Below are 25897 nucleotides of genomic sequence, written 5' to 3' on the forward strand. Positions count from 1 at the left end.
CAACAGCTTGTCGCTAAAAGTGCCGAGACTTATAGCGAGAACGCCCGCGAGCCGCAAGCGGGTCGAACCGTTGTAGAATGCGCGGCCTTTGTTCTGACGGAAGCCCAAATGGATCGCCCGCGCTTTAAAGCCAGTTTCCTTCATCCCCGTTTCTGGCCGTTATGGCTGGGGCTGGGGCTTTTATGGCTGGTCGTCCAGTTGCCGTTTCGGGTGTTGCTGGTCCTGGGTCGCGCCTTGGGCGCTGTCATGTACCGCGTGGCCACTGATCGAAAAAATATCGCGTCGCGCAATCTCGAGCTGTGCTTTCCTCATTTGCCCGCTGCCGAGCGCAAGCGCCTGCTGAAGGAAAACTTCGCCTCCACGGGGATCGCCTTCTTTGAAATGGCCATGAGCTGGTGGTGGTCCCGGCAACGACTGGCGAAGCTGGCTCAGGTCGAAGGGCTGGAACACCTGTACACCGCCCATCAGAAGGGCGAGGGTGTGATTCTGATGGCGCTGCATTTCACCACGCTGGAAATCGGCGCGGCGCTGCTGGGCCAGCAGCACACCATCGACGGCATGTACCGCGAACACAAGAGCCCGCTGTTCGATTTCATCCAGCGTCGCGGGCGCGAGCGTCACAACCTCGATTCACTGGCCGTCGAGCGCGATGACGTGCGCGGCATGCTCAAGTTGCTGCGTGCCGGTCGTGCCATCTGGTATGCACCGGATCAGGACTACGGCGCCAAACAGAGCATCTTCGTGCCGCTGTTCGGCATCCAGGCAGCCACTGTGACCGCCACCAGCAAGTTCGCCCGGCTCGGTCGCGCCCAGGTGGTTCCGTTCACCCAGCAGCGCCTGGCTGACGGCAGTGGCTATCGGTTGGTCATTCACCCGCCGCTGGAAGATTTTCCGGGCGAAAGCGACGAAGCCGATTGTCTGCGCATCAATCAATGGGTAGAAAAGGCGATTACCGAGTGCCCGGAACAATATCTTTGGGCTCATCGACGCTTCAAAAGTCGACCGGCGGGTGAACCGAAGCTATATAACAAGCATAAATAAAAAGCGTCGTTGATCACCGAGGCCCGTTGTAGATGTCAGATCCCGCAGTAGTGAGCCGTGCTGTCAGTGATATCGAGCCTGTGACCGGGCTCATCCTCTCCGGTGGCGGTGCGCGTGCCGCCTATCAGGTGGGCGTACTCGCAGGCATTGCCGACCTGTTGCCGCCCGGTTCTCCCAACCCCTTTCCAGTGATCGTCGGCACCTCCGCCGGGGCGATCAACGCCGTGAAGCTGGCCAGTGGCGCGTTGCACTTTCGCATTGCCATTCACCAGTTGACCGAGTTCTGGCAGTCCTTTCGCAGCCATCAGGTACTGCGCAGCGACTGGTCGGGTGTGATTCATCAGGCCAGCCGGTTTTTTGGCCGCAGCCTGATGGGTTTTGGACGAAACATCCCGGTCGCCTTGCTCAACAGTTCTCCGTTACGTGACCTGCTCAACGAGCGACTGGACCTTTCCGGCATCGAAGCTGCCATCGAGGCCCATCATTTGCGTGCGGTGGCGGTGACGGCTTTCGGTTATGAATCCGGTCAGGCGGTCACGTTCTATCAGGGGCGCGGCACCATCGAACCCTGGCTGCGCCACCGGCGCATTGGTCGTCCGACCCAGCTGACAGTGGATCATCTGCTCGCCAGCTCAGCCATTCCGTTGCTGTTCGCCCCGGTGATGCTGGATCAGGAGTACTTCGGTGACGGCGCCGTGCGGCAGTCGGCACCGATCAGCCCGGCGCTGCACCTGGGGGCCAATCGCGTGCTGGTGGTGGGCGTCAGCGGCAACCCGCGCGGGCTTAAAACCGAGAGGCCGGCACCGCGCCCACCCATCGGTACTCAGCCAACGCTGGCGCAGATCAGTGGTCACATGCTCAACAGCACGTTCATCGATAATCTGGAAAGCGATATCGAGTTGCTGGAAAGGCTGAACCTGGCCAGTTCGTTGCTGCCCGACGACCAGATCAGGCAGCCGGGCATGGAACCGGTGGAAGTGCTGGTGATTTCCCCAAGCCGTCCGCTGGATGAAATCGCTGCCCGGCACCGCCGCGAACTGCCGCCAGCCTTGCGCACCTTCATGCGCGGCCCTGGCGCAACCAAGAGCAGCGGCGCCAGCGTCCTGAGTTACCTGTTGTTCGAGTCGGGTTATTGCAGCGAGCTGATAGAACTGGGCCGTCACGATGCCGTTGCACAGGGCGCCGAACTGAAACGGTTTTTGCGACTGGCGTAGCGTGACCGAGAAGCCGGATCGAACAGCGGGCTCTCGGTCATGCCGGAACAGGCCGGGCGTCAAGCCGTCAGACGATCTTCCCGAAAATCACGCAGCGCTTGCTCGATTTCTTCGCGGGTGTTCATCACAAACGGTCCGTATTGCACAATCGGCTCACGCAATGGTTTGCCTGCAATCAGCAGCACCCGCGCACCGCCTGCACTGCCGATCTGCAGCTCACCGTCGTCAGACAGACGCGCTATCTGGCGTGTGTCAATCGACTGGTCGCTGCCTTCAATCTCGATACTGCCTTCATAGACGTACAGCAACGCAAGGTGACCTGCGGGTAACTGCGGGCTGATGCGGCTGCCTGCGGGCATGTGGAAATCGAAGTACAACGGCTCGGTATCGGGACGCTGCACAGCCCCGGCCTGCCGGACCTGGCCATCGTCAAAGTGACCGGCCAGAACCACCACATGCACGCCGTCCCGGGTGGTCAGGCGAGGAACGTTTTCCGGCTGGATGTCCTGATAGCTGGCGTCGTTCAGCTTGTTCTTGCCTGGCAGGTTCAGCCAGAGCTGAAAGCCCCGCATGGTGCCTTCTTCCTGCTCAGGCATTTCGCTGTGAATGATGCCGCGAGCTGCCGTCATCCACTGCACACCGCCGCCCTGCAGCAGGCCGACATTGCCCATGTGGTCTTCATGACGCATGCGACCTTCGAGCATGTAGGTCACCGTTTCGAAGCCCCGGTGCGGGTGGGGCGGGAAACCTGCAATGTAGTCGTCAGGCTTGTCCGAGCCGAACTCGTCCAGCATCAGGAACGGATCGAACTGCTCAACGCCTCGGCCACCGAACACGCGTGTCAATTTGACGCCCGCGCCATCTGAGGCAGGTTGGCCTGCCTGAACGGACAGCACTTTACGAAATTGAGTCATGGAAAAAGAACACTCCTTATCAGGTGACAATGAGTGTCATGGTAGGCCCGCCGGATCGATAAACAGAATCAAATCCCGGAAAGGAATGATCGTATTTATCGATGTTTCGGAGGGCAGTGGGGATCAGTGTTTGCTGCCCTGTGCCGGAATGGACAGCAATTGCTTTTCCTGATGCCAGTCAAACGGCTCGTCGTTCTGCTCTGCTTCGTAACGACGCTCTTCCAGCGCCTGATACAACTCGATCTCGTCATCCGGCATGAAGTGCAGGCAATCGCCGGCGAAGAACCACAGCAGGTCGCGTGGCACCAGATGCGCAATTTGCGGGTAGCGCTGGATCACCTGGCACAGAATGTCCTGCCCCAGGTACTGACTTTCAATCGGGTCCAGCGGCAGTTGTTCAACCAGTTCGTCGAAGCGCTCCATGAACAAGGCATGGCTTTCTTCCGGAACCTGCTCGGCCTCGCCCAGCGCGACCAGGATGCTGCGCAGGTGTGCCAGCAGGCCAAGTTGGTAGTCGAGAGTGGCGTCGGCCATCGGGGGTATCCTCAAATGCAAAAACAGGCGCGAGAGTATAAAGCTCTACGCGCCTGCTGTGTGGTGTGACCTGACAGATCAGCGAATCTTGCCCGCTGCCTGCGTCAGTTCTTCCTTGTCGAAATCATCCACATCGATCACCACACGACGGGCCGCTTCTGCTGCCCGGAGTGTCTGAACCTCGTCCGCCTGCAACACGCCCAAGCGCAATGCAGCATCGATGGCGTGCTCGCCTGCTTCGGGTTTGACCTGGCCACTCTTGAGCGCAACCTGCAGCTTTTTGTGCAGCGGGTAAGCCGTGCTCAGCAAATCCACTGCATGTTGCAAGGCGCCCACCGGGTCTTGCGCCGATTGTGGGCGATAGCAGCCGGCCAGCAGTTCTTCCAGCGTCGGGTCGCCCTTGGCGCGGCCCAGAACCTGTGCGACTTCTGCATCCAGCTTGTCCGACGGGCCTTTGTGACGACGGCCAAACGGGAAGACCACTGCCCGCAGCACGCCGCCCAGCAGTCGGTTGGGGAAGTTGCTGAGGATTTCGTCCATCGCGCGTTCCGAATGCCCGAGGCTTTCTTCCATGGCCCAGCGAAACAGCGGGCTCATGTGATCGGGTGAGCCAAGGTCGTGGTAACGCTTGAGGGCCGCCGAGGCCAGGTACATGTGACTGAGAACGTCACCCAGCCGAGCCGACAGGCGCTCGCGGCGCTTGAGCTCGCCGCCCAGCAGCATCATGCTCAGGTCTGCCAGCATCGCGAACGCTGCCGCCTGGCGATTCAATGCGCGGAAATAGCCTTGGCTGAGGCTGTTGCCCGGCGCGCTTTCGAAGTGGCCAAAACCGAGGTTGAGGATCAACGTGCTCGCCGCATTGCTCACCGCAAACCCGATGTGCTTGAGCAGCAGGGTGTCAAATTCGGCCAGCGCCTGCTGTTTGTCTTCACGCCCGGCGAGTGCCATTTCCTTGAGCACGAACGGATGGCAGCGAATGGCACCCTGGCCGAAGATCATCAGGTTGCGCGAAAGGATGTTGGCCCCCTCGACGGTGATGAAAATCGGCGCACCCTGCCAGTTACGGCCCAGGTAGTTGTTAGGTCCCATGATGATGCCTTTGCCGCCATGCACATCCATCGCGTGGCCGATGCATTCGCGGCCGCGCTCGGTCAGGTGGTACTTGAGGATCGCCGACAGTACTGAAGGCTTCTCGCCCAGATCCACCGCATTGGCGGTCAGCATGCGGGCGCTGTCCATCAGCCAGGCGTTACCGCCGATGCGCGCCAGTGCTTCCTGAATGCCTTCGAACGCCGACAGCGGTACGTTGAATTGCTCGCGTACCTTGGCGTATTGCCCGGTGACCAGGCTGGTGTACTTGGCCGCACCCGTGCCCACTGCCGGCAGCGAGATCGAACGACCCACCGACAGGCAGTTCATCAGCATCATCCAGCCTTTGCCCAGCATGGGCTGGCCACCGATCAGGTAGCTCAGCGGAACAAACACGTCTTTGCCCGAATTCGGGCCGTTCATGAACGCTGCGCCCAAGGGCAGGTGACGACGGCCGATTTCGACGCCCTGTGTGTCAGTCGGGATCAGCGCCAGGCTGATGCCCAGGTCTTCCTCTTCGCCAAGCAGGTGTTCAGGGTCGTAGGCCTTGAATGCCAGGCCGAGCAGGGTGGCCACCGGGCCAAGCGTGATGTAGCGCTTTTCCCAGGTCAGGCGCAGGCCGATCACTTCTTCACCCTGCCATTGACCCTTGCAGATGATTCCGGTGTCGGGCATCGCGCCTGCATCGGAGCCTGCCAGCGGGCCGGTCAGTGCAAAGCAGGGGATGTCTTCACCGCGCGCCAGGCGCGGCAGGTAGTGATTGCGCTGCTCGTCGGTGCCGTAATGCAGCAGCAATTCGGCAGGGCCGAGGGAGTTGGGGACCATCACGGTGGACGCGAGATCGCCGCTGCGGGTTGCCAGTTTCATGGCAACCTGAGAGTGAGCGTAAGCCGAGAAGCCCTTGCCGCCGAACTCTTTCGGAATGATCAGGGCAAAGAAACCGTGCTCTTTCATATGCGCCCAGGCTTCGGGCGGCAGGTCCATCGCCTGACCGATTTCCCAATCGCTGACCATCGCGCAGAGTTCTTCGGTCGGGCCGTCAATAAAGGCCTGTTCTTCTTCAGTCAGCTGGACCTTCGGGTAGGCCAGCAGCTTGTCCCAGTCCGGGCGACCGCTGAACAGCTCGCCGTCCCACCAGACAGTCCCGGCATCGATTGCGTCGCGCTCGGTTTCCGACATGGGCGGCAACACTTTTTGAAACCAGCTGAACATCGGCGCCGTGAAATGTTTACGGCGCAGATCGGGCAGTATCAGCGGTATGAATATAGCCAGCCATAGCAGCCAGAACACCGTCAGCAGCCATCCTGGCGAGCGGCTGAAAATGCCCATGGCCAGTAAATAGACAGCCACCACGCCAAGCGCCGGGAGCGGGTCGGTACGTCGGTGAGCCAGCCAGGCAATGCCGACGACCAGCACTACAATCCACAACAACAGCATAGGTATTCCTCCGTGATGACAGCCGCCTTGGCAGCTACCAAGAACTGGTCGCCGGGCAGTGATGAGGCGACATCGATAGTGACCCCTCGTTGACGAGGAAGTTGCCGCAGGATCGGGGTAGACTGATGGGCGATATTTATCAGCGACTGCGAGGGGAACGCAATGCTTAAAATCTGGGGCCGGAAGAATTCCAGCAATGTGCGCAAGGTGCTCTGGATTGCCGAGGAAGTCGGGGTTCCTTACGAAACCCTGGATGCCGGTGGCGCGTTCGGCCTGGTCAACGAAGCGGCTTACCGCGCGAAAAACCCCAACGGGCTTATCCCCATGATCGAAGATGGCGATTTCGTGCTCTGGGAGTCCAACGCCATCGTGCGCTATCTGGCCGCGCGCCATGCCCCTGATACTGATCTGTACCCCGCCGATGTCCAAGCCCGCGCCAATGCGGACAAATGGATGGACTGGGCCACGTCGACCCTGGCCGCTCCGTTAAGCCCTGTGTTCTGGGGCGTGGTGCGCACGCCGCCCGAGAAGCAGGACTGGCCGGCCATCGAGCAGGGCATAAAGCACCTGCATCGCCTGCTGCAAGTGGCGGATGAGGCGCTGTCCCGTCAGCCTTATCTGTCCGGCGAGGCTTTCGGCATGGGCGACATTCCACTGGGCTGTCATGCCTACAGCTGGTTTGAAATGCCGATTGAACGTCCGCCGCTGCCTCACCTCCAAGCCTGGTATGAACGTCTCAAGGCGCGTCCGGCTTATCGCAAGGCGGTCATGAGCCCGTTGACCTGAGCCTGTAACAGCGGCTCAACGGCCCATACCTGCTGCTTGATATTTACTATTAACAGATGTGTCTGTACTTGAATGGCTTAGCCAAGCACCATTGTCGCCTGGCGGATCCTTCACGACTGACCGCCGTTTCCAGCCTGATTCTTTTCCTTTCTCTTGATGGGTACTTCTTCCGATATGTCTTCCGCTCTGTCCATTCGGCAGCTCACCAAAACCTACGGCAACGGTTTCCAGGCCTTGAGTGGCATCGACCTGGACGTGGCTGAAGGTGATTTTTTCGCCTTGCTCGGCCCCAACGGCGCCGGCAAATCCACCACCATCGGCGTCATCTCGACGCTGGTCAACAAGACCAGCGGCACGGTGAACATCTTCGGTCACGACCTGGACCGCGAGCCTGCCGCGCTCAAGCGCTGCATCGGCGTGGTGCCGCAAGAGTTCAACTTCAACCAGTTCGAGAAAACCTTCGATATCGTCGTGACTCAGGCGGGCTACTACGGCATCCCGGCGAAAATCGCCAAGGAACGCGCCGAGCATTACCTGACGCAACTGGGCCTGTGGGACAAACGTGACGTGCCTTCACGTTCGCTGTCCGGCGGGATGAAAAGGCGTCTGATGATCGCCCGCGCGCTGATCCACGAGCCACGGCTGTTGATCCTTGACGAGCCCACCGCCGGGGTGGACATCGAGCTGCGACGCTCGATGTGGACGTTCCTCACCGAGCTGAACCGAAAAGGCATCACCATCATCCTCACCACGCACTACCTGGAAGAGGCCGAGCAGCTGTGCCGCAACATCGGCATCATCGATCACGGGGTGATTGTGCAGAACACGGGCATGAAGCAATTGCTCGCGACCCTCACCGTCGAGACGTTTGTACTGGACCTGAAAGCGTCCTGGCAGACCGCGCCGCAGCTTCCCGGCTTTCCCTGCCGGTTGCTGGACAGCCATACCCTGGAAGTCCAGGTCGACAAGAATGTCGGCATCACCGCGTTGTTCAGTCAGTTGGCGTTCCAGAACATCGAAGTGTTGAGCCTGCGCAACAAATCCAATCGCCTTGAGGAACTGTTTGTGTCTCTGGTGGAAAAAAACCTGGCGAAGGTGGCGCTATGACCGAGTACAACGGCGAATTGCGCCCCAATCTGGTTGCGCTGAAAACCATCGTTTACCGCGAAGTCCACCGTTTCATGCGGATCTGGCCGCAGACCTTGCTGCCCCCGGCGATCACCATGGTGCTGTACTTCGTGATCTTCGGGAACCTGATCGGTCGTCAGATCGGCGACATGGGTGGCTTCACCTACATGCAGTACATCGTGCCGGGGCTGATCATGATGTCGGTGATCACCAACTCCTACGGCAACGTGGTCTCGAGCTTCTTCGGCGCCAAGTTTCAGCACTCCATCGAAGAGCTGATGGTCTCGCCGGTTTCGCCGCACACCATCCTGATCGGTTACACACTGGGCGGGGTGCTACGCGGACTGATGGTGGGTTTCATCGTCACGATGCTGTCGATGTTCTTCACTGACCTGCAGGTGCATCACCTCGGCGTGACCATCATCGTGGTCGTGCTGACCGCAACGATTTTCTCGCTGCTGGGTTTCATCAACGCAGTGTTCGCCCGCAATTTCGACGACATTTCGATCATCCCGACCTTCGTTCTGACTCCGCTGACTTACCTGGGTGGCGTGTTCTACTCGATCAACCTGCTGCCGCCGTTCTGGCAGACGGTGTCGCTGGCCAACCCGGTGCTGCACATGGTCAACGCCTTCCGCTACGGCATTCTGGGCGTCTCCGACATCAAGATCAGCATCGCTCTGGCGTTCATGATCGTCGCCACCTTCGTGCTGTACTTCGGTTGTGCAAGGTTGCTGGTGAGCGGGCGCGGTATGCGTCAGTAACACATTGGTTTCGGCCCGCCGGGCTGGCGGGTCGGCTGATTATTCAGCGCGGCTGTTCAGATGCTGCAATACACCATTCCCCCTGATTGCCCGGCAGTGCGCTAATCCTTAGCGCTTTACGCTTCAGGGAATCATCATGCGCACAGGGATGATCGCGCTTGCATTAGGGCTTGTAGTCCTGCGTTTTCTGCCCATTCTGCCGCCCGTCTGGCTGCTGCTGTTGATGCCGACACTGGCATTGATGCTGCTGCCGTTCCGCACCTATCCGTTGGCGTTTTTTCTGTTCGGCTTCACGTGGGCCTGTGTGTCTGCGCAATGGGCGCTGAATGACCGCTTGCCGCACAGGCTGGATGGCCAGACGCTGTGGCTGCAGGGCAAGGTGGTTGGTTTGCCGAGCGTTGCCGATGGCGTGGTGCGTTTCGAGCTGGAAGACCTCCGCTCGCGGCGGGCGAAGCTGCCGGCAAGAATTCGTGTGGCCTGGTATGGCGGCCCGCCGGTTCAGAGCGGTGAACGCTGGCGTCTGGCGGTCAAGCTCAAGCGTCCAGGCGGGCTGGTCAACCCGGATGCCTTCGATTATCAGGCCTGGCTGCTGGCCCAGCGCATCGGTGCGACCGGCACGGTGGCAGACGGGCAAAGGCTGGCGACAGCCCGCGGTGCCTGGCGCGATGGCATCCGTCAGCGTCTGCGGGCAGTCGATGCGCAGGGCAGAGAAGGCGGGCTGGCGGCGTTGGTGCTGGGCGATGGCTCGGGGCTGTCGAGTACCGATTGGCAAGTGCTGCAGGACACCGGCACGGTGCATTTGCTGGTGATTTCCGGTCAGCACATCGGGTTGCTCGCCGGGGTGGTTTACCTGTTGGTTGCAGGGCTGGCGCGTTGGGGGCTGTGGCCACGAGCGTTGCCCTGGTTTCCTTCGGCGTGTGCGCTGGCATTCACCGCGGCGCTTGGTTACGGGCTGCTGGCGGGTTTCGAGGTGCCGGTACGTCGTGCTTGCGTGATGGTGGGCATGGTGTTGCTGTGGCGCCTGCGCTTTCGGCACCTGGGCGTGGTCTGGCCACTATTGCTGTCATTCAATGTGGTGTTGATCGTTGAGCCGTTGGTAACCCTGCAGCCCGGTTTCTGGCTGTCGTTCTCGGCGGTGGGCATTCTGACTCTAATCTTCAGCGGCCGCCTCGGCGCCTGGCGCTGGTGGCAAAGCTGGACGCGTGCGCAATGGTTGATCGCCATCGGCTTGCTGCCGATTCTGCTGGCGCTGAACCTGCCAATCAGCCTCAGCGGCCCGTTTGCCAATCTGCTCGCCGTGCCTTGGGTCAGCGTCATCGTTTTGCCGCCAGCGTTGATCGGCACCCTGCTGCTGCCGGTGCCCGGGGTGGGTGAGGGCCTGCTCTGGCTGGCGGGCGGGGCGCTGGAGTGGCTGTTCCTGTTTCTTGGCGGGGTTGCCAGCGTGTTACCCGCCTGGTTGCCGAGTGCCATGCCGATGGCGGCGTGGGTGCTGGGCCTGATCGGCGCCGTTGTCTTGTTGCTGCCAAAAGGCGTGCCGATGCGTCCGCTGGGCTGGCCGTTGTTGTTGCTGTGCGTGTTTCCGCCGCTTGAGCCGGTGCCGTCGGGGCGGGTCGAAGTGCTGCAACTGGACGTGGGGCAGGGGTTGGCGATTCTTCTGCGCACACGCAATCACACCCTTTTGTATGACGCCGGGCCGCGCTTTGGTGAGTTCGATATCGGCCAGCGTGTGGTGGTGCCCGCGCTGCGCAAGACCGGTGTTCGTCATGTGGACCTGATGCTGATCAGCCATGCCGACTCTGACCATGCCGGTGGCGCTGTGGCCGTTCATCAGGCGTTTCCGGTGGCCCGTGTACTGGGGGGGGAAGTGGCCAGGCTTGCTCCGCAACTCAATGCTCAACTGTGTGAAAGCGGTGCGCAGTGGATGTGGGACGGCGTGGTTTTTTCCACGTGGCGCTGGGAACAGGCACCTGACGGTAATGCGGCATCCTGCGTGCTGAGTGTCGACGCCGGTGGCGAGCGTCTGCTGCTGGCGGGGGACATCGATGTTCACGCCGAGCGTGCGGCGCTGGACAGCGGTTTCGATCTTCGCGCCCACTGGCTACAGGCGCCGCATCATGGCAGCCGCAGCTCGTCATCCAAACGGTTTCTGCAGGCTGTTGCGCCCACCGGCGTGCTGATTTCACGGGGTCACAACAATGCGTTCGGTCATCCGCACCCATTGGTCATGGCGCGCTATCGGTGGCTGGGTATCGCCAGCTATGACAGTGCCGAACTGGGGGCCGTCAGTCTGCAACTGGGTGCATTCGGCACGCCGCAGGCCGAGCGTGCGCAACGCCGCTTCTGGCGCGATTGAACGAACGGATATCGATCTCGACGTTCGGCACTTGGCGACCCTATGTTAGAGTGGCGCCAATTTTTCGAGGGAGTGATCACTGTGTGGGAACTGGTCAAATCTGGCGGCTGGATGATGCTGCCGATCATTTTGAGCTCCATCGCCGCTGCCGGCATCATTATCGAGCGGCTGTGGACGCTGCGCGCCAGCCGTATTGCGCCGCCGCACCTGTTGGGGCAGGCCTGGCAGTGGATTCAGGAAAAGAAGCTCGACAGCGAGAAGCTCAAGGTGCTGCGTGCCGATTCACCGCTGGGCGAGATTCTCGCCGCAGGCCTGGCCAATTCCAGGCATGGTCGCGAGATCATGAAGGAATGCATCGAAGAAGCCGCCGCTCGCGTCATCCATGATCTGGAGCGTTACCTGAGCGCGCTGGGATCAATTGCCGCAATGGCACCGCTGCTCGGTTTGCTGGGAACCGTGCTGGGCATGATCGAGATCTTCGGCTCGTTCAACAGTTCGGGCGCAACGGCCAATGCCGGTGTGCTGGCGAGCGGTATTTCCAAGGCGCTGATCTGTACGGCATCGGGCCTGATCGTGGCGATCCCGGCAATCTTCTTTCACCGTTTTCTGCAAAGCCGCGTCGATGAGCTGGTGGTCGGCATGGAGCAGCAGGCGATTCGTCTGGTTGAAGTGGTGCAGGGCGACCGTGATGTCGATCTGATCGACGCCAAAGTCGATCTCAAATCGCTGGCCAGGGCGGGCGGGGGCAAGAAAAAGTGAAATTTCGCCGCCGCAGACCTCGCGAAAACATCGACATCAATCTGGTCTCCCTGATTGACGTGGTGTTCATCCTGCTGCTGTTCTTCATCGTAACCACCACCTTCACCCGTGAAACCCAGTTGCGGGTGGACTTGCCGCAATCGGTGACCGGTACGCCGGAGGTGGACGCAGCGGCGAAGCACCTGGACATCGCCATCAATGCCGACGGCCTGTTTTCGCTGAACAATCAGCTGTTGCCGAAAAACGATCTGGCGACGTTGATCGAGGCGTTGCAGCGTGAATCGGCGGGCGATACCAACTTGCCGCTGTCGATCAGTGCCGATGGCAAGACCCCTCATCAATCGGTGATCACGGCGATGGATGCAGCGGGCAAACTGGGTTTCAGTCATTTGCGCATGACCACTGTCGAGGCCGCACCGGCTAACTGATGGCATTTACCGACCGTTTGCTTGATGCCTGGTACAAGGGCCACCCGGCGCTGATGCTTCTGCGTCCGCTGGAAAGTCTCTACCGGCGTGTCGTAGACCGGAAGCGGGCGCGTTTTCTGGCCGGCGAAGGCGAGGTCTATCGGGCACCCGTGCCGGTGATCGTGGTCGGCAACATCACCGTCGGAGGCACCGGCAAGACGCCGTTGATCCTCTGGATGATCGAACATTGCCGCCGCCGCGGGCTTCGCGTGGGGGTGGTGAGTCGCGGTTATGGCGCCACACCGCCGAGTCTGCCCTGGCGCGTGTTGCCCGCGCAGAGCGCTACCGAAGCGGGGGATGAGCCGTTGCTTATCGTCAGGCGCAGCGGCGTACCGCTGATGATCGACCCGGATCGCAGCCTTGCCGTGCAAGCGTTGCTTGCCGCCGAGCCGCTGGACCTGATTCTCTCCGACGATGGTTTGCAGCATTACCGTCTGGCACGAGACCTTGAACTGGTACTGATCGACGCCGCCCGCGGTCTGGGCAATCGCCGTTGTCTGCCTGCCGGCCCATTGCGTGAGCCGGTCGAGCGGCTGAACAGCGTCGATGCCTTGCTCTACAACGGTGCCACGGCGGATCGTGACGACGGCTATGCCTTCACCCTCAGGCCGTCCGCGCTGATCAACCTGCGCAGCGGCGAGCGCCAGCCCGTGGATTACTTTCCGCCCGGTCAGGCTCTGCACGCGGTCGCCGGAATCGGCAACCCGCAACGTTTCTTCAATACCCTCGAAGGACTACACTGGCGACCGGTGGCTCACGCCTTCGCGGACCATGCGGTCTACAGTGCTCAGGCGCTGACCTTCACGCCCTCGTTACCCTTGGTCATGACCGAGAAAGACGCGGTGAAGTGTCGGGCCTTTGCCGCCGACGACTGGTGGTACCTCGCGGTCGATGCAGTGCCGTCTGACGCCTTCACCGGCTGGTTCGATGAGCAACTGCTACGTCTTTCTTCATGATTGCTTCAGGATCTCCTATGGACACCAAACTACTCGACATCCTTGCCTGCCCAGTCTGCAAGGGGCCATTGAAGCTCAGCGCTGACAAGACCGAACTGATCAGCAAAGGTGCAGGCCTTGCCTACCCGGTTCGGGACGGCATTCCGGTGATGCTGGAAAGTGAAGCACGCACCCTCACGGCCGACGAGCGACTGGAAAAATGACAGCAGCCTTTACTGTCGTCATTCCGGCGCGCTATGGCTCCAGCCGGTTTCCCGGCAAGCCGCTGAAAACCATCGCCGGCAAACCCATGGTTCAGCTCGTCTGGGAACAGGCGCGCAAGAGCAGCGCCGGGCGCGTAGTGGTCGCGACCGACGATGCGCGGATTGTCGAAGCCTGTCGTGCGTTTGGCGCTGAAGTACTCCTGACCCGCGAAGACCATAACTCGGGCACTGATCGCCTGGCCGAAGTGGCCACGCAACTGGGGCTGGCGGCGGATGCGATCGTGGTCAATGTTCAGGGTGACGAACCGATGATCCCGCCTGCGGTGATTAATCAGGTGGCGTCCAATCTGGCAGCTCACCCTGAAGCCGGCATGGCGACCCTGGCCGAGCCCATTGACGATGTGGCTGCGCTGTTCAACCCGAACATCGTCAAGGTCTCGACCGACATCAACGGTCTGGCCCTGACGTTCAGCCGCGCGCCATTGCCTTGGGCGCGGGACGCGCTGGCCCGCAACAAAGACCAGTTGCCTGCCGACGTGCCTTACCGTCGCCACATCGGTATCTATGCCTACCGTGCGGGGTTCCTGCATGACTTCGTCAGTTGGGGGCCGTGCTGGCTGGAAAACACCGAAAGCCTCGAGCAATTGCGTGCGCTGTGGAATGGCGTGCGGATTCACGTGGCCGACGCACTTGAAGCGCCGCCCGGCGGTGTCGATACACCGGAAGACCTTGAGCGTGTAAGACGCCTTCTGGAGGCTTGATGCAGGTGCTCCGGTCGTCTGGAAAGGTGAGGGCATGACCTTGCAGGTTCACTCTTCGGTTTCCCTGAAACCGTTCAATACGTTTGGCGTGAATGTGCAGGCGCACCTTTTTGCCGAAGCGCGCAGCGATGACGACGTTCGCGATGCTCTGGCGTACTCGGTCGAGCATGATGTGCCGCTGCTGGTGATCGGCGGTGGCAGCAACCTGCTGTTGAGCGATGATGTGCAGGCGCTGGTGCTGCGCATGGCCAGTCGCGGCATCCGGATCATTCGTGAAGACTGCCTTGAGGCGATTGTAGAAGCCGAGGCAGGTGAGCCTTGGCATCCGTTTGTGCAATCCTGCCTGGAGCTGGGGTTGGCGGGGCTTGAAAACCTCAGCCTGATCCCCGGTACGGTCGGCGCCGCGCCGATGCAGAACATCGGCGCCTATGGCGTCGAGATCAAGGACGTTTTCCACAGCCTGACGGCGCTGGACCGTGAAACCGGCGAGCTGCGCGAGTTCTCTCTGGAAGACTGTGCGTTTGGCTACCGCGATAGCGTATTCAAGCATCAGGTCGCGCGCTGGTTGATTCTTCGCGTGCGTTTCAAACTGACTCGCGAAGCCCGGTTGCACCTTGAGTACGGGCCGGTTCGCCAGCGCCTGGACGCGCTGGGCATTGATAAACCGACTCCGTTCGACGTCAGCCGAGCCATCTGTGCCATTCGCAGCGAAAAACTGCCTGACCCTGCGGTATTGGGCAATGCGGGCAGCTTTTTCAAGAACCCGGTGATTGCGGCTGAGCTTTACGCGACGATTCAGCGTGAGCATCCAGGCGTGGTCGGCTATCCACAGCCCGATGGCCGAATGAAGCTGGCGGCCGGCTGGTTGATCGAGCAGGCGGGCTGGAAAGGCTACCGTGAAGGTGACGCCGGGGTTCATACGCTTCAGTCGCTGGTGCTGGTCAACTACGGACAGGCCACCGGGCTGCAACTGCTTAACCTGGCCCGTCGCATCCAGGCCGACATCGCCGAGCGCTTTGGTGTCGAGCTGGAGATGGAGCCAAACCTCTACTGAGGCCTGATCGGCAGACTCAAGATCGGACGCAGAGCGTCCAGAACGGCATTCCGACACTGGAGCATGCGGACCGAGCGTCGTCCGTACAGGTCTTGCTCGTTCCCGGCTCCAGCGTCGGAGTGCCTTCTGCACAGCGCCGCTCATTTCAGATAAGCGCAAAGCACTGAATCGCAGATGTAAAAAAGCCCCGCCTGTTTGCACAGGCGGGGCTTTTTCATGGGCCGGAGTTAGACGAGGGGTTTAGGCTCGTTTTCTTTCCCGGCTTCATGGTGCGGCTGCGTGGCGTGATGCGCTTCAGCCTTTTCCTCGGTGGTCAGCGAAGGCTGGACCGATTCTGCTTCGGCGGCCGGAGCGCTGGCAGCAGCGGCTTCCTGCTGACGACGCGCTTCTTCTTCACGCTTGCGGCGACGCACTTCACGTGGATCGTTCGGTGCGCGGCCGGTGCTGCTGACGACCGGCTCAGGCTCAGCCGGAGCGTCGACAATCACAGGCTCCTGTTCTTGCGGTGCAGGCGCCTGCTCCTCGACGGTGGCTTGAGGTGCGAAGTAAGGAGCAGGCTCCTCTTTCACAGCTTCCGGCTCGGCAACCGCAGCAGGCACTGGCGTTGGCAGTTCGGATGATTCAGTGGCTGGCACTTCCTCATGGGCCGCGACTTCGACCGGCGCTTGCGGCGCTGGCTCTGGCGTTGGCTTGAACGGCACGACGCGCTCGGCATGCGGCGCTTCGAATTGCTCGGTCGGTGCAGCAATGGTCGGTGCTTCGACCGCTACCGGCTGGACTTCTACTTCAGGAGCAGGTTGTGCTACCGGAGTATCGACGGCAACCGGGGCTTCGACAGCAGGCGCTTCAACGACGGGTTCTGCTGCTACCGGCGCTTCTGCGGTCGGTGCTTCATTGACAGTCGTTTCGGGCGCTGGCGTTTCAGCGACTGGCGCTTCAACCGCAGGGGCCTCGGCAACAGGCGTCTGTTGCATGGACTCTGCAATCGGAGCGTCCACGGCGCTGTTGGCGCGTTCGGCCTGCTGGTGCGCATCGGCTTCGGCTGGAGCGCTGATCACGCTGCCTGCTGCAGAGGCGGCCGCAGTGAAACCAAGACCCGCCGACAGATCGGCACTGCCTTCTTCGTTGCCGTTTTCGTCGGAGCCTTCGATCACATTGCCGTTGGCATCACGTTGACGCTCGCGGCGGTTGCTGCGACGACGCTGACCACGGGAGCGGCGGCGAGGGCGATCGCCTTCGCTGCCATCATTGCTGTCCTGGTTCTCGTCGTTGGCCTGCTCGTCGTTGAGCAGCACTGGCTCTTCTTCGCTCGCAGGAGCTGCGGCCTGTTCGGCGCGCGGTTGACGTTCTTCACGAGGCGGGCGTGGCTGACGCTCTTCACGTGGAGCGCGTTCAGGGCGCTCTTCGCGAGCCAGGTCGACAGCCGGGGCTGCGTCCAGAGGCTCGCGCAGTTCACGAACCGGGCGGTCTTCACGGGCTTCACGCGGCTTGCGCTCGCGAGAGGTGCGGGCCGGACGCTCTTCGCGTGGTGCGGAGTCTTCGCGGGCTTCACGTGGTTCGCGGGCTGCACGCTCTTCACGAGGTGCGCGTTCCTCACGAGGCGCACGCTCTTCGCGTGGGGCGCGTTCGGCACGTTCTTCGCGAGGCGCGCGTTCTTCACGGGGCTTGCGCTCTTCGTCACGACGATTGTTGCGGCCACGGCTCTGTTGACGACCGTTGCGACGCTCTTCGTTACGGGCCGGGCGCTGTTCGGCAGCAGGCTTTTCGACCACTACCGGTGCAACAGGCTCTTCTTTGGTCGCAAACAGGCTGACCAGAGACTTCACCAGGCCTTTGAACAGGCTTGGCTCGTGAGCGACAGGTGCTGGCGTCGGGGCAGGAGCAGCCGCCTCTACCGGCACGGGTGCATTGGCACGCGCCGGTGCCGTCTTGACGGCGGCTTCCTGGCGAACCAGGGTGCGGGTTGCGGCGGCCAGCGGTGCAATTTCTTCCACTTCGGCAGCAGCAGCGGCTATTTCGTAGCTGGTCTGGCTGTTGTGTGCTTCAGGGCTGTCATCACGCAGACGCTGAACCTCGAAGTGCGGGGTTTCCAGCTGATCGTTCGGCAGGATGATGATGCGCGCACGGGTGCGCAGTTCGATCTTGGTGATCGAGTTGCGTTTTTCGTTGAGCAGGAACGCAGCGACCGGGATCGGCACCTGAGCGCGTACTTCTGCCGTACGGTCTTTCAGGGCTTCTTCTTCGATCAGGCGCAGAATGGCCAGCGACAGCGATTCGACGTCACGGATGATGCCGGTGCCGTTGCAGCGCGGGCAGACGATGCCGCTGCTTTCACCCAGCGATGGACGCAGGCGCTGACGGGACATTTCCAGCAGGCCGAAGCGCGAGATGCGGCCGACCTGAACGCGGGCACGGTCGGCTTCCAGGCTTTCGCGGACTTTTTCTTCCACGGCGCGCTGGTTCTTGGCCGGCGTCATGTCGATGAAGTCGATGACGATCAGGCCGCCGATGTCGCGCAGACGCAATTGACGGGCGATTTCTTCAGCCGCTTCAAGGTTGGTCTGCAGTGCGGTTTCTTCGATGTCGCTGCCTTTGGTGGCGCGCGCCGAGTTGATGTCGATGGACACCAGGGCTTCGGTCGGATCAATGACGATGGAGCCGCCGGAAGGCAGTTCGACCACGCGCTGGAAGGCGGTTTCGATCTGACTTTCGATCTGGAAACGGTTGAACAGCGGAACGCTGTCTTCGTAGAGTTTGATCTTGCTGGCGTACTGCGGCATCACCTGACGGATGAAGGTCAGGGCTTCTTCCTGGGCTTCGACGCTGTCGATCAGCACTTCGCCGATGTCCTGGCGCAGGTAGTCGCGGATGGCGCGGATGATGACGTTGCTTTCCTGGTAGATCAGGAAAGGTGCCGAGCGGTCGAGGGATGCTTCCTTGATGGCGGTCCACAGCTGCAGCAGGTAGTCGAGGTCCCACTGCATTTCTTCGCTGCTGCGGCCAAGGCCGGCGGTGCGAACGATCAGGCCCATGTCGGCTGGAGCGATCAGGCCGTTGAGCGCTTCGCGCAGTTCGTTGCGCTCTTCACCTTCGATACGGCGCGAGATGCCACCGGCACGAGGGTTGTTGGGCATCAGAACCAGATAACGGCCTGCCAGGCTGATGAAGGTGGTCAGGGCTGCGCCCTTGTTGCCACGCTCTTCTTTCTCGACCTGAACAATGACTTCCTGGCCTTCGCTCAGGACGTCCTTGATGTTCACGCGGCCTTCAGGTGCTTTCTTGAAGTACTCGCGGGAGATTTCCTTGAGGGGCAGAAACCCGTGGCGCTCAGAGCCGAAATCGACAAAGGCAGCCTCGAGGCTGGGTTCGATGCGAGTGATCCGGCCCTTATAGATGTTGGCCTTCTTCTGCTCGCGGGCACCTGATTCGATGTCCAGGTCGTAGAGGCGCTGGCCGTCTACCAGTGCAACACGCAACTCTTCGGGTTGAGTTGCGTTAATCAGCATTCTTTTCATGTAGTACCGTCGGTTTCCGGGCTGCCGGAAACGGCGTTCGGCACACACGACTTCTCACGGTCGGTGTCAGGGCACGTCAGGAGTGCTTGAACACTCCAGTGTCTAGCGAGGTCCTCGCCCAGAAGGGGCGGAGGGTCGCGACTACGTTTCCTGCTTGCTGTGGTGGCATAAGACACCCTTTCAGCAAAAGCTTTGTCAGGAGGAGGAATCGACCATCGGTAGCGGACGAGATGAAGCGTCTAGAACAAGCCTTGTGCTACACATTCCGATGGTTGTGCGTCTCCACCCTACACGTATCCCTGATAATTCGGGTGCTGCCGCGCGCAGAATCCGCAGCGGGTTGGCATTTACCGCAGCCTTCGATAGGGAAGGCTGCGCATCATGGCTTGAGGCGTTGTTCCCGAAGCATTCGCTCGTAGCGTCTGAAAGCGACTGCACTTTGTGAACTGGCCATGAACTGTCCGCACCGGCAGCGAGCTGTCTGCTCTGCTGTCAGGCGTGTTTCCGGCCTCATGTCACCTGCGCTCGTAACGTTTTCAGCGTGCTCCGTTGTCACCGAACACTGCGTAGGACGGCCTCCCGTCCTTGTGAATTGCGTTGGTCAGGGCCGGTTGTCAACCGTTGATCCGCTGTCCGGCCGCTTTTGGCGGCGTTCGCGACTATAGCAGCAATCATTAAGTGCTTCAAATCCATAAAAATTGTTATGATTTGCCGCATGACGAATATTGCCCCTCCAACCCCCGGCGTCCAGCTGGTTGAGGTTGCGCCGGAACTTGCCGGTCAACGCATCGATAATTTTCTGATCACTTATCTCAAGGGTGTGCCCAAGACCTTGATTTACCGCATTGTGCGTAAAGGCGAAGTGCGCGTGAACAAGGGCCGGACAAAGCCTGAATATAAGCTGCAGGCAGGCGATATCGTGCGTATTCCCCCTGTGCGCGTGCCTGAGCGCGACGAGCCCGTGCCGGTTGCACAGGCGTTGCTGCAGCGCCTCGAGGCTGCGATTGTCTATGAAGACAAGGCGCTGATCGTGCTCAACAAGCCTGCGGGTATTGCCGTGCATGGCGGCAGTGGCCTGAGCTTTGGTGTGATCGAAGCCTTTCGCCAGTTGCGCCCGGATGCCAAGGAGCTCGAGCTGGTGCATCGCCTTGATCGCGACACCTCCGGTCTGTTGATGATCGCCAAAAAGCGCAGCATGTTGCGCCACCTGCATGAAGCCCTGCGCGGCGACGGCGTCGACAAGCGTTACATGGCGCTGGTTCGCGGCAACTGGGCGACTGCCCAGAAGCAGGTCCGCGCGCCGTTGCTCAAGAGCAATCTGCGTTCCGGTGAGCGCATGGTCGAGGTCAACGAAGAAGGCAAGGAAGCGCTGACGATCTTCAAGGTGCTGCGCCGCTTCGGTGATTTCGCCACCATGGTCGAAGCCAAGCCGGTCACCGGCCGGACTCACCAGATCAGGGTGCATACCTTGCACGCCGGTCACGCCATTGCCGGCGACACCAAGTACGGCGACGAGAACTTCAGTCGCGAAATCCGCGATCTGGGTGGCAAACGGCTGTTTCTGCATGCTTACATGCTGACCGTGCCAATGCCTGATGGCAGCAAACTGAATGTACAAGCGCCCGTCGATGAGATGTGGGCAAAGACAGTGGAGCGTCTGAGTGCGTCGTGATTACGATCTGTTGATTTTTGACTGGGACGGCACGCTTGCCGATTCCGTCGGCCGAATCATTCTGTCCATGCGGTCAGCGGCCATCGAGATGGGGTTCGAGGTTCGCGATGACCCGGCAATCAAGGGCATTATCGGTCTGGGCTTGCCCGAAGCGATTCGCACCCTTTATTCGCAGATCGATGAGGGGCAGATCATCGGGTTCCGGCAGCATTACGCTGACAGCTACATGGCACTGGATAACGTGCCTTCGCCATTGTTTGAAGGTGTCGTGGAGTCAATGCAGGCATTTCGCGAGGACGGCTATCATCTGGCTGTGGCCACCGGAAAGGCGCGTCGCGGGCTTGACCGGGTGCTGAAGGCCAATGGCTGGGCGGATTATTTTGATATCACCCGCGCTGCCGATGAAACGGCCAGCAAGCCTGATCCATTGATGCTGAACGAGATCATGGCGCATTGCGGTGTGACGCCGCAGCGCTCGCTGATGATTGGTGATGCTTCGTTCGATTTGCTGATGGCGCGCAATGCCGGCATGGATTCGGTCGCGGTGGGTTATGGCGCGCAACCGCTTGAATCGCTGCGTCAGTTCGAACCCCGGCTGGCGATTGAACATTTTTCCGAGCTGCGCACCTGGTTGAACCGGCGCAGCGTCTAGTTTTCGGTGAGGTTGAGAGAAGCATGTCTGATGAATGGAAAGCACCCGTTTCGCAACGTGCGGACGAGGGCGTCAATGGCAGGGAAGAGGCTAAAAGCTGGAAGCTTCTTGAAAAAACGTTGCTGGCCAGTGTCCAGGAGCAGCGTCGTGCGCGTCGCTGGGGAATTTTCTTCAAGCTGCTGACGTTCACGTTTCTGTTTGTGGCAGTGGTGCTGCCGATGCTGGATTTTGAGGGCGGTGCTTCGCGTCGCTCCAGCCATACCGCGCTGATCGACGTGCAGGGTGTGATCGCCGACAAGGAGTCGGCCAGTGCCGACAATATTGTCACTGCGTTGCGCGACGCGTTTGAAGATGAGAAGACCAAGGGCGTGATTCTGCGCATCAACAGCCCGGGTGGCAGCCCGGTGCAGTCCGGTTATGTGTACGACGAGATTCGTCGTCTGCGTGCTTCGAAGCCGGACATCAAGGTCTATGCCGTGATCACCGATCTGGGTGCCTCCGGCGCTTACTACATCGCCAGTGCGGCCGATCAGATCTACGCCGACAAGGCGAGTCTCGTGGGCTCCATAGGGGTGACGGCGGCCGGTTTCGGCTATGTCGGCACGATGGAAAAGCTGGGTGTGGATCGTCGTACCTACACCTCGGGCGAGCACAAGGCATTTCTTGATCCGTTCCAGCCACAGAAGGCTGATGAAACGCAATTCTGGCAGGGCGTGCTGGACACCACTCACCGCCAGTTCATTGCCAGCGTCAAGCAGGGTCGTGGCGATCGTCTGAAGGACAAGGATCACCCTGAACTGTTTTCCGGTCTGATCTGGACGGGTGAGCAGGCGGTCGGTCTGGGTCTGGTGGACGGCCTGGGCAGTGCAAGCTATGTGGCGCGCGATGTGATCAAGGAAAAGAATATCGTCGAATACACCGTCGAAGAGTCGCCTTTTGATCGCTTCTCCAAGAAGCTGGGCACCAGTATTGCCGAGCGAATTGCCATGCTGGTGGGCTTCAATGGCCCGACGCTGCGCTGATACACGCTGATACCGCTGTCGGCCTGAAAAGCCCTGACCACATTGCTGGTCAGGGCTTTTTGTTGATGCGCAGGTCCGAAGGGGTCAGGGAATGCTGACGCCTTCCTTTATAAGCATGTCCACCAGGCGAATCAGTGGCAGGCCTATCAGGCTGGTGGCGTCGCTGCCCTCCGTGCTGCGAAACAGGCTGACACCCAGGCCTTCGGCCTTGAAGCTGCCGGCGCAATCGTAGGGCTGCTCGGCGTGCAGATAGCGCGTGATGCGGGTCTGGTCGAGCTCGCGCATGTGGACCGTGAACGGCACACAGTCGACCTGGCATTCGCCGGTCGCGCTGTTGAGCAGGGCCAGGCCGGTCAGGAAGGTCACACGGGTGCCGCTGGCGGCGGTCAGCTGTTCCAGCGCGCGTTCGAATGTATGCGGCTTGCCCAGAATGCGGCCATCGAGTACGGCCACCTGGTCGGAGCCGATGATCAGGTGCTGCGAATATTCGCCTGCCAGCGCTTCGGCCTTTTCTCGGGCCAGGCGCTGTACGAGGTCGTGTGCCGTCTCGCCCGGACGATGGCTTTCATCGATATCCGGAGACCTGCAGGTGAAGGGCAGGCGCAGGCGGGCCAGCAGTTCGCGGCGATAAGAGGAGCTGGAAGCAAGGAGCAGGGAAGGCATGCGGTTCTCCGTGGGCTGAGCGTTGATTCTAAAGAGTGGCCGGAGTGACGAACAGGCCTGAATTTCCTTTGACATGCCAAGGGGGCATCCCTAGAATGCTGCGCCTATGTTGAATGACCCGATTCCATCTCACGTTGACCCGCGCAAATTGTCTGATCGCGGCACTACCCTTCAGGGTGAAGTGCTGCTGGGCGATTTGAAGAGACTCTGCGACCCGCTTGCCGACACTGTCGGTACGGTGCAGGCGAAGTTCATTTTCGAGCGTGACGAACGCCGTTCTGTGGTTATCCACAGTTCGATAGACGTCCCGGTCAAGATGGTTTGCCAGCGTTGTCTTGAGCTGGTGACCCTGCCGATCCACAGCGAATGCAGTTATGCGGTGGTGAAGGAGGGTGCGAATACCCAGTCGTTACCGAAAGGTTATGACGTGCTGGAACTGGGCGAAGATCCATTGGATCTGCTGGCATTGATCGAGGAGGAGCTATTGCTCGCCTTGCCCATTGTGCCTGCTCATCATCCTGAAGAATGCCAGCAACCGGCGGGTCTCGATGAGCCCGAACCGAGCGTGGACGAGGTAACGCGGTCCAACCCGTTCAGTGTATTGGCGCAGTTAAAGCGTGACCCAAACGTTTAGGAGTTAATCAATTATGGCTGTTCAGCAGAACAAAAAATCCCGCTCTGCCCGTGACATGCGTCGTTCGCACGACGCTCTTGAGGCAAGCACTCTGTCGGTAGAAAAGACCACGGGTGAAATTCACCTGCGTCACCACGTATCGCCAGAAGGCGTATACCGTGGTCGTAAAGTGATCGACAAGGGCGCTGACGAGTAATTTCTTGTCCGCTCCGATCATCGCGATCGACGCAATGGGCGGGGACTTCGGTCCCCGCAACATTGTTCAGGCAAGCCTCGCGTGCCTGACAGCTACGCCCTCGCTTCATCTGACCCTTGTTGGTCAAGCCTCCCTTATTGAAGAACTGATTGCCCGCCATGATGGTGTGGATCGCTCGCGCCTGCGTGTTGTCGAGGCTGGCGAAATCATTGCCATGGACGAACGTCCTTCGCAGGCCCTGCGCGGCAAGCCTGACTCTTCCATGCGCGTGGCCCTTGAGCTGGTAGCGAGCGGGCAGGCCCAAGCCTGTGTAAGTGCTGGCAATACCGGTGCGCTGATGGCGCTGTCCCGGTATGTGCTAAAGACGTTACCCGGCATTGACCGGCCCGCGATGATCGCAGCCATTCCCACCCGGACGGGCCATTGCCAATTGCTGGACCTGGGTGCAAATGTCGATTGCAGCGCCGAGGCGCTCTATCAGTTTGCAGTGATGGGTTCGGTTCTGGCCGAGACACTTGGGGTCGTCAGGCCCAGGGTTGCCTTGCTCAACGTGGGTACGGAAGACATCAAGGGCAATCAGCAGGTCAAACGTGCTGACGGTCTGTTGCAGGACGCTGTCGGGCTCAACTACATCGGCTACGTTGAAGGCGATGGCGTGTACCGCGGTGAGGCTGATGTGGTGGTGTGTGACGGGTTTGTCGGCAACGTGATGCTCAAGTCGAGCGAAGGGTTGGCGACAATGATCGCCGAGCGAATCGACACGCTGTTCAATCGGAATCTGCTGACCAAGGCTGTCGGAGCGCTGGCCTTGCCATTGCTGAACCGCCTGCGGACCGATCTGGCGCCTGCCCGTCACAACGGTGCCAGTTTGTTGGGGTTGCAGGGTATTGTGGTAAAAAGCCACGGTTCTGCCAGTGTTTCAGGGTTTCAGAGCGCGATTCAGCGGGCGCTGACCGAGGCTCGCGAAGAGCTGCCACAGCGCCTCAAGGGGCGGCTTGAAGCGGTATTCCAGGACGACCAGACCTGAAAATGTGACGCATCAGACCGGTCAGTCATCCAACCGATCAGTCATGTAAACTTGAATTCCTGCGTTCGGCCTGTCCGGACGCTCATTTTGACGACAATAATTCAGAGGCCTGTCAAATGTCTGCATCCCTCGCATTCGTCTTCCCGGGTCAAGGATCGCAATCGCTCGGCATGCTTGCCGGACTGAGCGAGCAGCATCCGTTGATCCTGGACACTTTCGAGCAGGCTTCCGAAGCCCTTGGCTATGACCTGTGGGCGCTGATCCAGAGCGGCCCTGTCGAGTCGCTCAATCAGACTGACAAGACCCAGCCGGCCATCCTCACCGCTTCCATCGCCTTGTGGCACGTGTGGCTGGCGGAGGGCGGAGCGATCCCTGCTTTTGTTGCCGGTCATAGTCTGGGTGAATACAGTGCGCTGGTCGCTGCGCAAAGCCTCAGCCTGACCGATGCGGTCAAGCTGGTCGAGCGTCGTGGTCAGTTGATGCAGGAAGCCGTGCCGGCCGGTCAGGGTGGCATGGCCGCGATTCTGGGCCTTGATGACGCCGACGTCATGGCTGCCTGCGCTGAAGCCGCGCAGGGCGAGGTTGTCAGTGCGGTGAATTTCAACTCGCCGGGCCAGGTGGTGATCGCCGGTTTCGCCGAGGCGGTCAAGCGTGCCATGGAACTGTGCAAGGCTCGCGGGGCCAAGCGTGCATTGCCTCTGCCGGTCAGCGTGCCTTCGCACTGCGAACTGATGCGTCCGGCTGCCGAGCGCTTCGCCGAGGCTGTCGAGGCCATCGAATGGCAGGCGCCGGAGATCGCACTGGTGCAGAACGTCAGCGCCAGCGCGGCCAGTGATCTGGCAACGCTCAAGCGTGATCTTCTGGAGCAATTGTACAAGCCAGTCCGCTGGGTCGAGTCCATTCAATGCCTGGCAAGTCGCGGTGCGACCCAACTGGTGGAATGCGGGCCGGGCAAAGTCCTGGCCGGCCTGAACAAGCGTTGCGCCGACGGCGTGATGACTTACAACCTTGATACCCCCGAAGCCTTTGCCGCCGCGCGCGCGGCACTGGCCTGAT

General features: G+C 60.7%; 24 protein-coding genes. 19 read left to right on the forward strand and 5 right to left on the reverse strand.

Features of this window, described 5'->3' with window-relative positions; all coding sequences use genetic code 11:
- Positions 1-108 precede the first annotated feature (108 nt).
- Both BW686_RS21260 and BW686_RS21265 read left to right on the forward strand, forming a co-directional pair.
- Positions 109-1041: a lipid A biosynthesis lauroyl acyltransferase gene (locus BW686_RS21260; RefSeq protein ID WP_084919452.1), complete on the forward strand. Its 933-nt coding sequence runs from the start codon at positions 109-111 to the stop codon at positions 1039-1041.
- A 32-nt stretch (positions 1042-1073) separates the two neighbouring features.
- Positions 1074-2255 carry a patatin-like phospholipase family protein gene (locus tag BW686_RS21265; RefSeq protein WP_084919453.1) on the forward strand — a complete coding sequence of 394 codons (1182 nt, stop codon included), beginning with the start codon at positions 1074-1076 and terminating at the stop codon, positions 2253-2255.
- 59 nt (positions 2256-2314) lie between these two features.
- Here the strand turns inward: BW686_RS21265 and BW686_RS21270 are convergent, their stop codons facing one another.
- From BW686_RS21270 to BW686_RS21280, 3 genes are all read right to left on the reverse strand, one after another.
- Positions 2315-3169, reverse strand: a complete 855-nt coding sequence (locus BW686_RS21270) for a pirin family protein (protein ID WP_084919454.1) — start codon at positions 3167-3169, stop codon at positions 2315-2317.
- Positions 3170-3292: 123 nt separating this feature from the next.
- The gene (locus tag BW686_RS21275; RefSeq protein WP_084919455.1) at positions 3293-3703 is read right to left on the reverse strand and encodes a PA2817 family protein; all 411 of its coding nucleotides are present in this window, start codon (positions 3701-3703) and stop codon (positions 3293-3295) included.
- A 78-nt stretch (positions 3704-3781) separates the two neighbouring features.
- Positions 3782-6229, reverse strand: coding sequence for an acyl-CoA dehydrogenase (locus BW686_RS21280; RefSeq protein WP_084919456.1), 2448 nt, complete (start codon positions 6227-6229; stop codon positions 3782-3784).
- Between the two features lie 162 nt (positions 6230-6391).
- On the opposite strand from BW686_RS21280, the gene BW686_RS21285 reads away from it, so the two are divergent.
- The 10 genes from BW686_RS21285 (at position 6392) to murB (ending at position 15460) form a co-directional block, all read left to right on the forward strand.
- Positions 6392-7015 (forward strand): glutathione S-transferase, encoded by a 624-nt coding sequence (locus tag BW686_RS21285; protein WP_084919457.1) that lies wholly within the window; start codon positions 6392-6394, stop codon positions 7013-7015.
- A gap of 174 nt (positions 7016-7189) precedes the next feature.
- The gene (locus BW686_RS21290) at positions 7190-8122 is read left to right on the forward strand and encodes an ABC transporter ATP-binding protein (RefSeq protein WP_084919458.1); all 933 of its coding nucleotides are present in this window, start codon (positions 7190-7192) and stop codon (positions 8120-8122) included.
- Positions 8119-8907: an ABC transporter permease gene (locus BW686_RS21295; RefSeq protein WP_084919459.1), complete on the forward strand. Its 789-nt coding sequence runs from the start codon at positions 8119-8121 to the stop codon at positions 8905-8907. The genes BW686_RS21290 and BW686_RS21295 overlap by 4 nt, the downstream gene beginning before the upstream one ends.
- A gap of 136 nt (positions 8908-9043) precedes the next feature.
- On the forward strand, positions 9044-11260 hold the full coding sequence (locus tag BW686_RS21300; protein ID WP_084919460.1) for a DNA internalization-related competence protein ComEC/Rec2: 2217 nt from the start codon (positions 9044-9046) through the stop codon (positions 11258-11260).
- A 42-nt stretch (positions 11261-11302) separates the two neighbouring features.
- Positions 11303-12019: a MotA/TolQ/ExbB proton channel family protein gene (locus BW686_RS21305; RefSeq protein ID WP_084919461.1), complete on the forward strand. Its 717-nt coding sequence runs from the start codon at positions 11303-11305 to the stop codon at positions 12017-12019.
- Positions 12016-12447, forward strand: coding sequence for an ExbD/TolR family protein (locus BW686_RS21310; protein WP_084919462.1), 432 nt, complete (start codon positions 12016-12018; stop codon positions 12445-12447). The genes BW686_RS21305 and BW686_RS21310 overlap by 4 nt, the downstream gene beginning before the upstream one ends.
- On the forward strand, positions 12447-13442 hold the full coding sequence (gene lpxK / locus BW686_RS21315; RefSeq protein ID WP_084919463.1) for a tetraacyldisaccharide 4'-kinase: 996 nt from the start codon (positions 12447-12449) through the stop codon (positions 13440-13442). Before BW686_RS21310 ends, lpxK begins: the two co-directional genes overlap by 1 nt.
- A gap of 17 nt (positions 13443-13459) precedes the next feature.
- On the forward strand, positions 13460-13645 hold the full coding sequence (locus tag BW686_RS21320) for a Trm112 family protein (RefSeq protein ID WP_084919464.1): 186 nt from the start codon (positions 13460-13462) through the stop codon (positions 13643-13645).
- Complete coding sequence (gene kdsB / locus BW686_RS21325; protein ID WP_084919465.1) at positions 13642-14406, forward strand: 3-deoxy-manno-octulosonate cytidylyltransferase; 765 nt, start codon at positions 13642-13644, stop codon at positions 14404-14406. Before BW686_RS21320 ends, kdsB begins: the two co-directional genes overlap by 4 nt.
- A 34-nt stretch (positions 14407-14440) precedes the next feature.
- A complete protein-coding gene (gene murB, locus BW686_RS21330) occupies positions 14441-15460 on the forward strand; it encodes a UDP-N-acetylmuramate dehydrogenase (protein WP_084919466.1) in 1020 nt (339 codons plus the stop codon).
- A gap of 227 nt (positions 15461-15687) precedes the next feature.
- On the opposite strand, the gene rne is transcribed toward murB, so the two are convergent.
- Entirely contained in the window at positions 15688-18966 is a 3279-nt protein-coding gene (gene rne / locus BW686_RS21335) for a ribonuclease E (RefSeq protein WP_218775756.1), read from the reverse strand.
- Between the two features lie 724 nt (positions 18967-19690).
- Between rne and rluC the strand changes: the two genes are divergently transcribed.
- Genes rluC through sppA form a run of 3 tightly spaced genes read left to right on the forward strand, consistent with a single transcriptional unit; the run spans position 19691 to position 22321 of the window.
- Complete coding sequence (rluC, locus tag BW686_RS21340) at positions 19691-20647, forward strand: 23S rRNA pseudouridine(955/2504/2580) synthase RluC (protein ID WP_084919469.1); 957 nt, start codon at positions 19691-19693, stop codon at positions 20645-20647.
- Positions 20637-21299, forward strand: coding sequence for an HAD-IA family hydrolase (locus BW686_RS21345; RefSeq protein WP_084919470.1), 663 nt, complete (start codon positions 20637-20639; stop codon positions 21297-21299). The genes rluC and BW686_RS21345 overlap by 11 nt, the downstream gene beginning before the upstream one ends.
- A 23-nt stretch (positions 21300-21322) precedes the next feature.
- Positions 21323-22321, forward strand: coding sequence for a signal peptide peptidase SppA (gene sppA, locus BW686_RS21350; protein ID WP_084919471.1), 999 nt, complete (start codon positions 21323-21325; stop codon positions 22319-22321).
- 84 nt (positions 22322-22405) lie between these two features.
- On the opposite strand, the gene BW686_RS21355 is transcribed toward sppA, so the two are convergent.
- Complete coding sequence (locus BW686_RS21355) at positions 22406-22984, reverse strand: Maf family protein (RefSeq protein WP_084919472.1); 579 nt, start codon at positions 22982-22984, stop codon at positions 22406-22408.
- Between the two features lie 106 nt (positions 22985-23090).
- Here BW686_RS21355 and BW686_RS21360 point away from each other — a divergent pair, with 106 nt between their 5' ends.
- From BW686_RS21360 to fabD, 4 genes are all read left to right on the forward strand, one after another.
- A complete protein-coding gene (locus tag BW686_RS21360; RefSeq protein WP_084919473.1) occupies positions 23091-23618 on the forward strand; it encodes a YceD family protein in 528 nt (175 codons plus the stop codon).
- Between the two features lie 13 nt (positions 23619-23631).
- The gene (gene rpmF / locus BW686_RS21365; RefSeq protein ID WP_002552688.1) at positions 23632-23814 is read left to right on the forward strand and encodes a 50S ribosomal protein L32; all 183 of its coding nucleotides are present in this window, start codon (positions 23632-23634) and stop codon (positions 23812-23814) included.
- Between the two features lie 4 nt (positions 23815-23818).
- On the forward strand, positions 23819-24841 hold the full coding sequence (gene plsX / locus BW686_RS21370) for a phosphate acyltransferase PlsX (protein WP_084919474.1): 1023 nt from the start codon (positions 23819-23821) through the stop codon (positions 24839-24841).
- Between the two features lie 116 nt (positions 24842-24957).
- Entirely contained in the window at positions 24958-25896 is a 939-nt protein-coding gene (gene fabD / locus BW686_RS21375; protein WP_084919475.1) for an ACP S-malonyltransferase, read from the forward strand.
- Position 25897: the final 1 nt, after the last annotated feature.

The organism is Pseudomonas syringae (assembly GCF_002157375.1).
Lineage (GTDB): Bacteria > Pseudomonadota > Gammaproteobacteria > Pseudomonadales > Pseudomonadaceae > Aquipseudomonas > Aquipseudomonas syringae_T.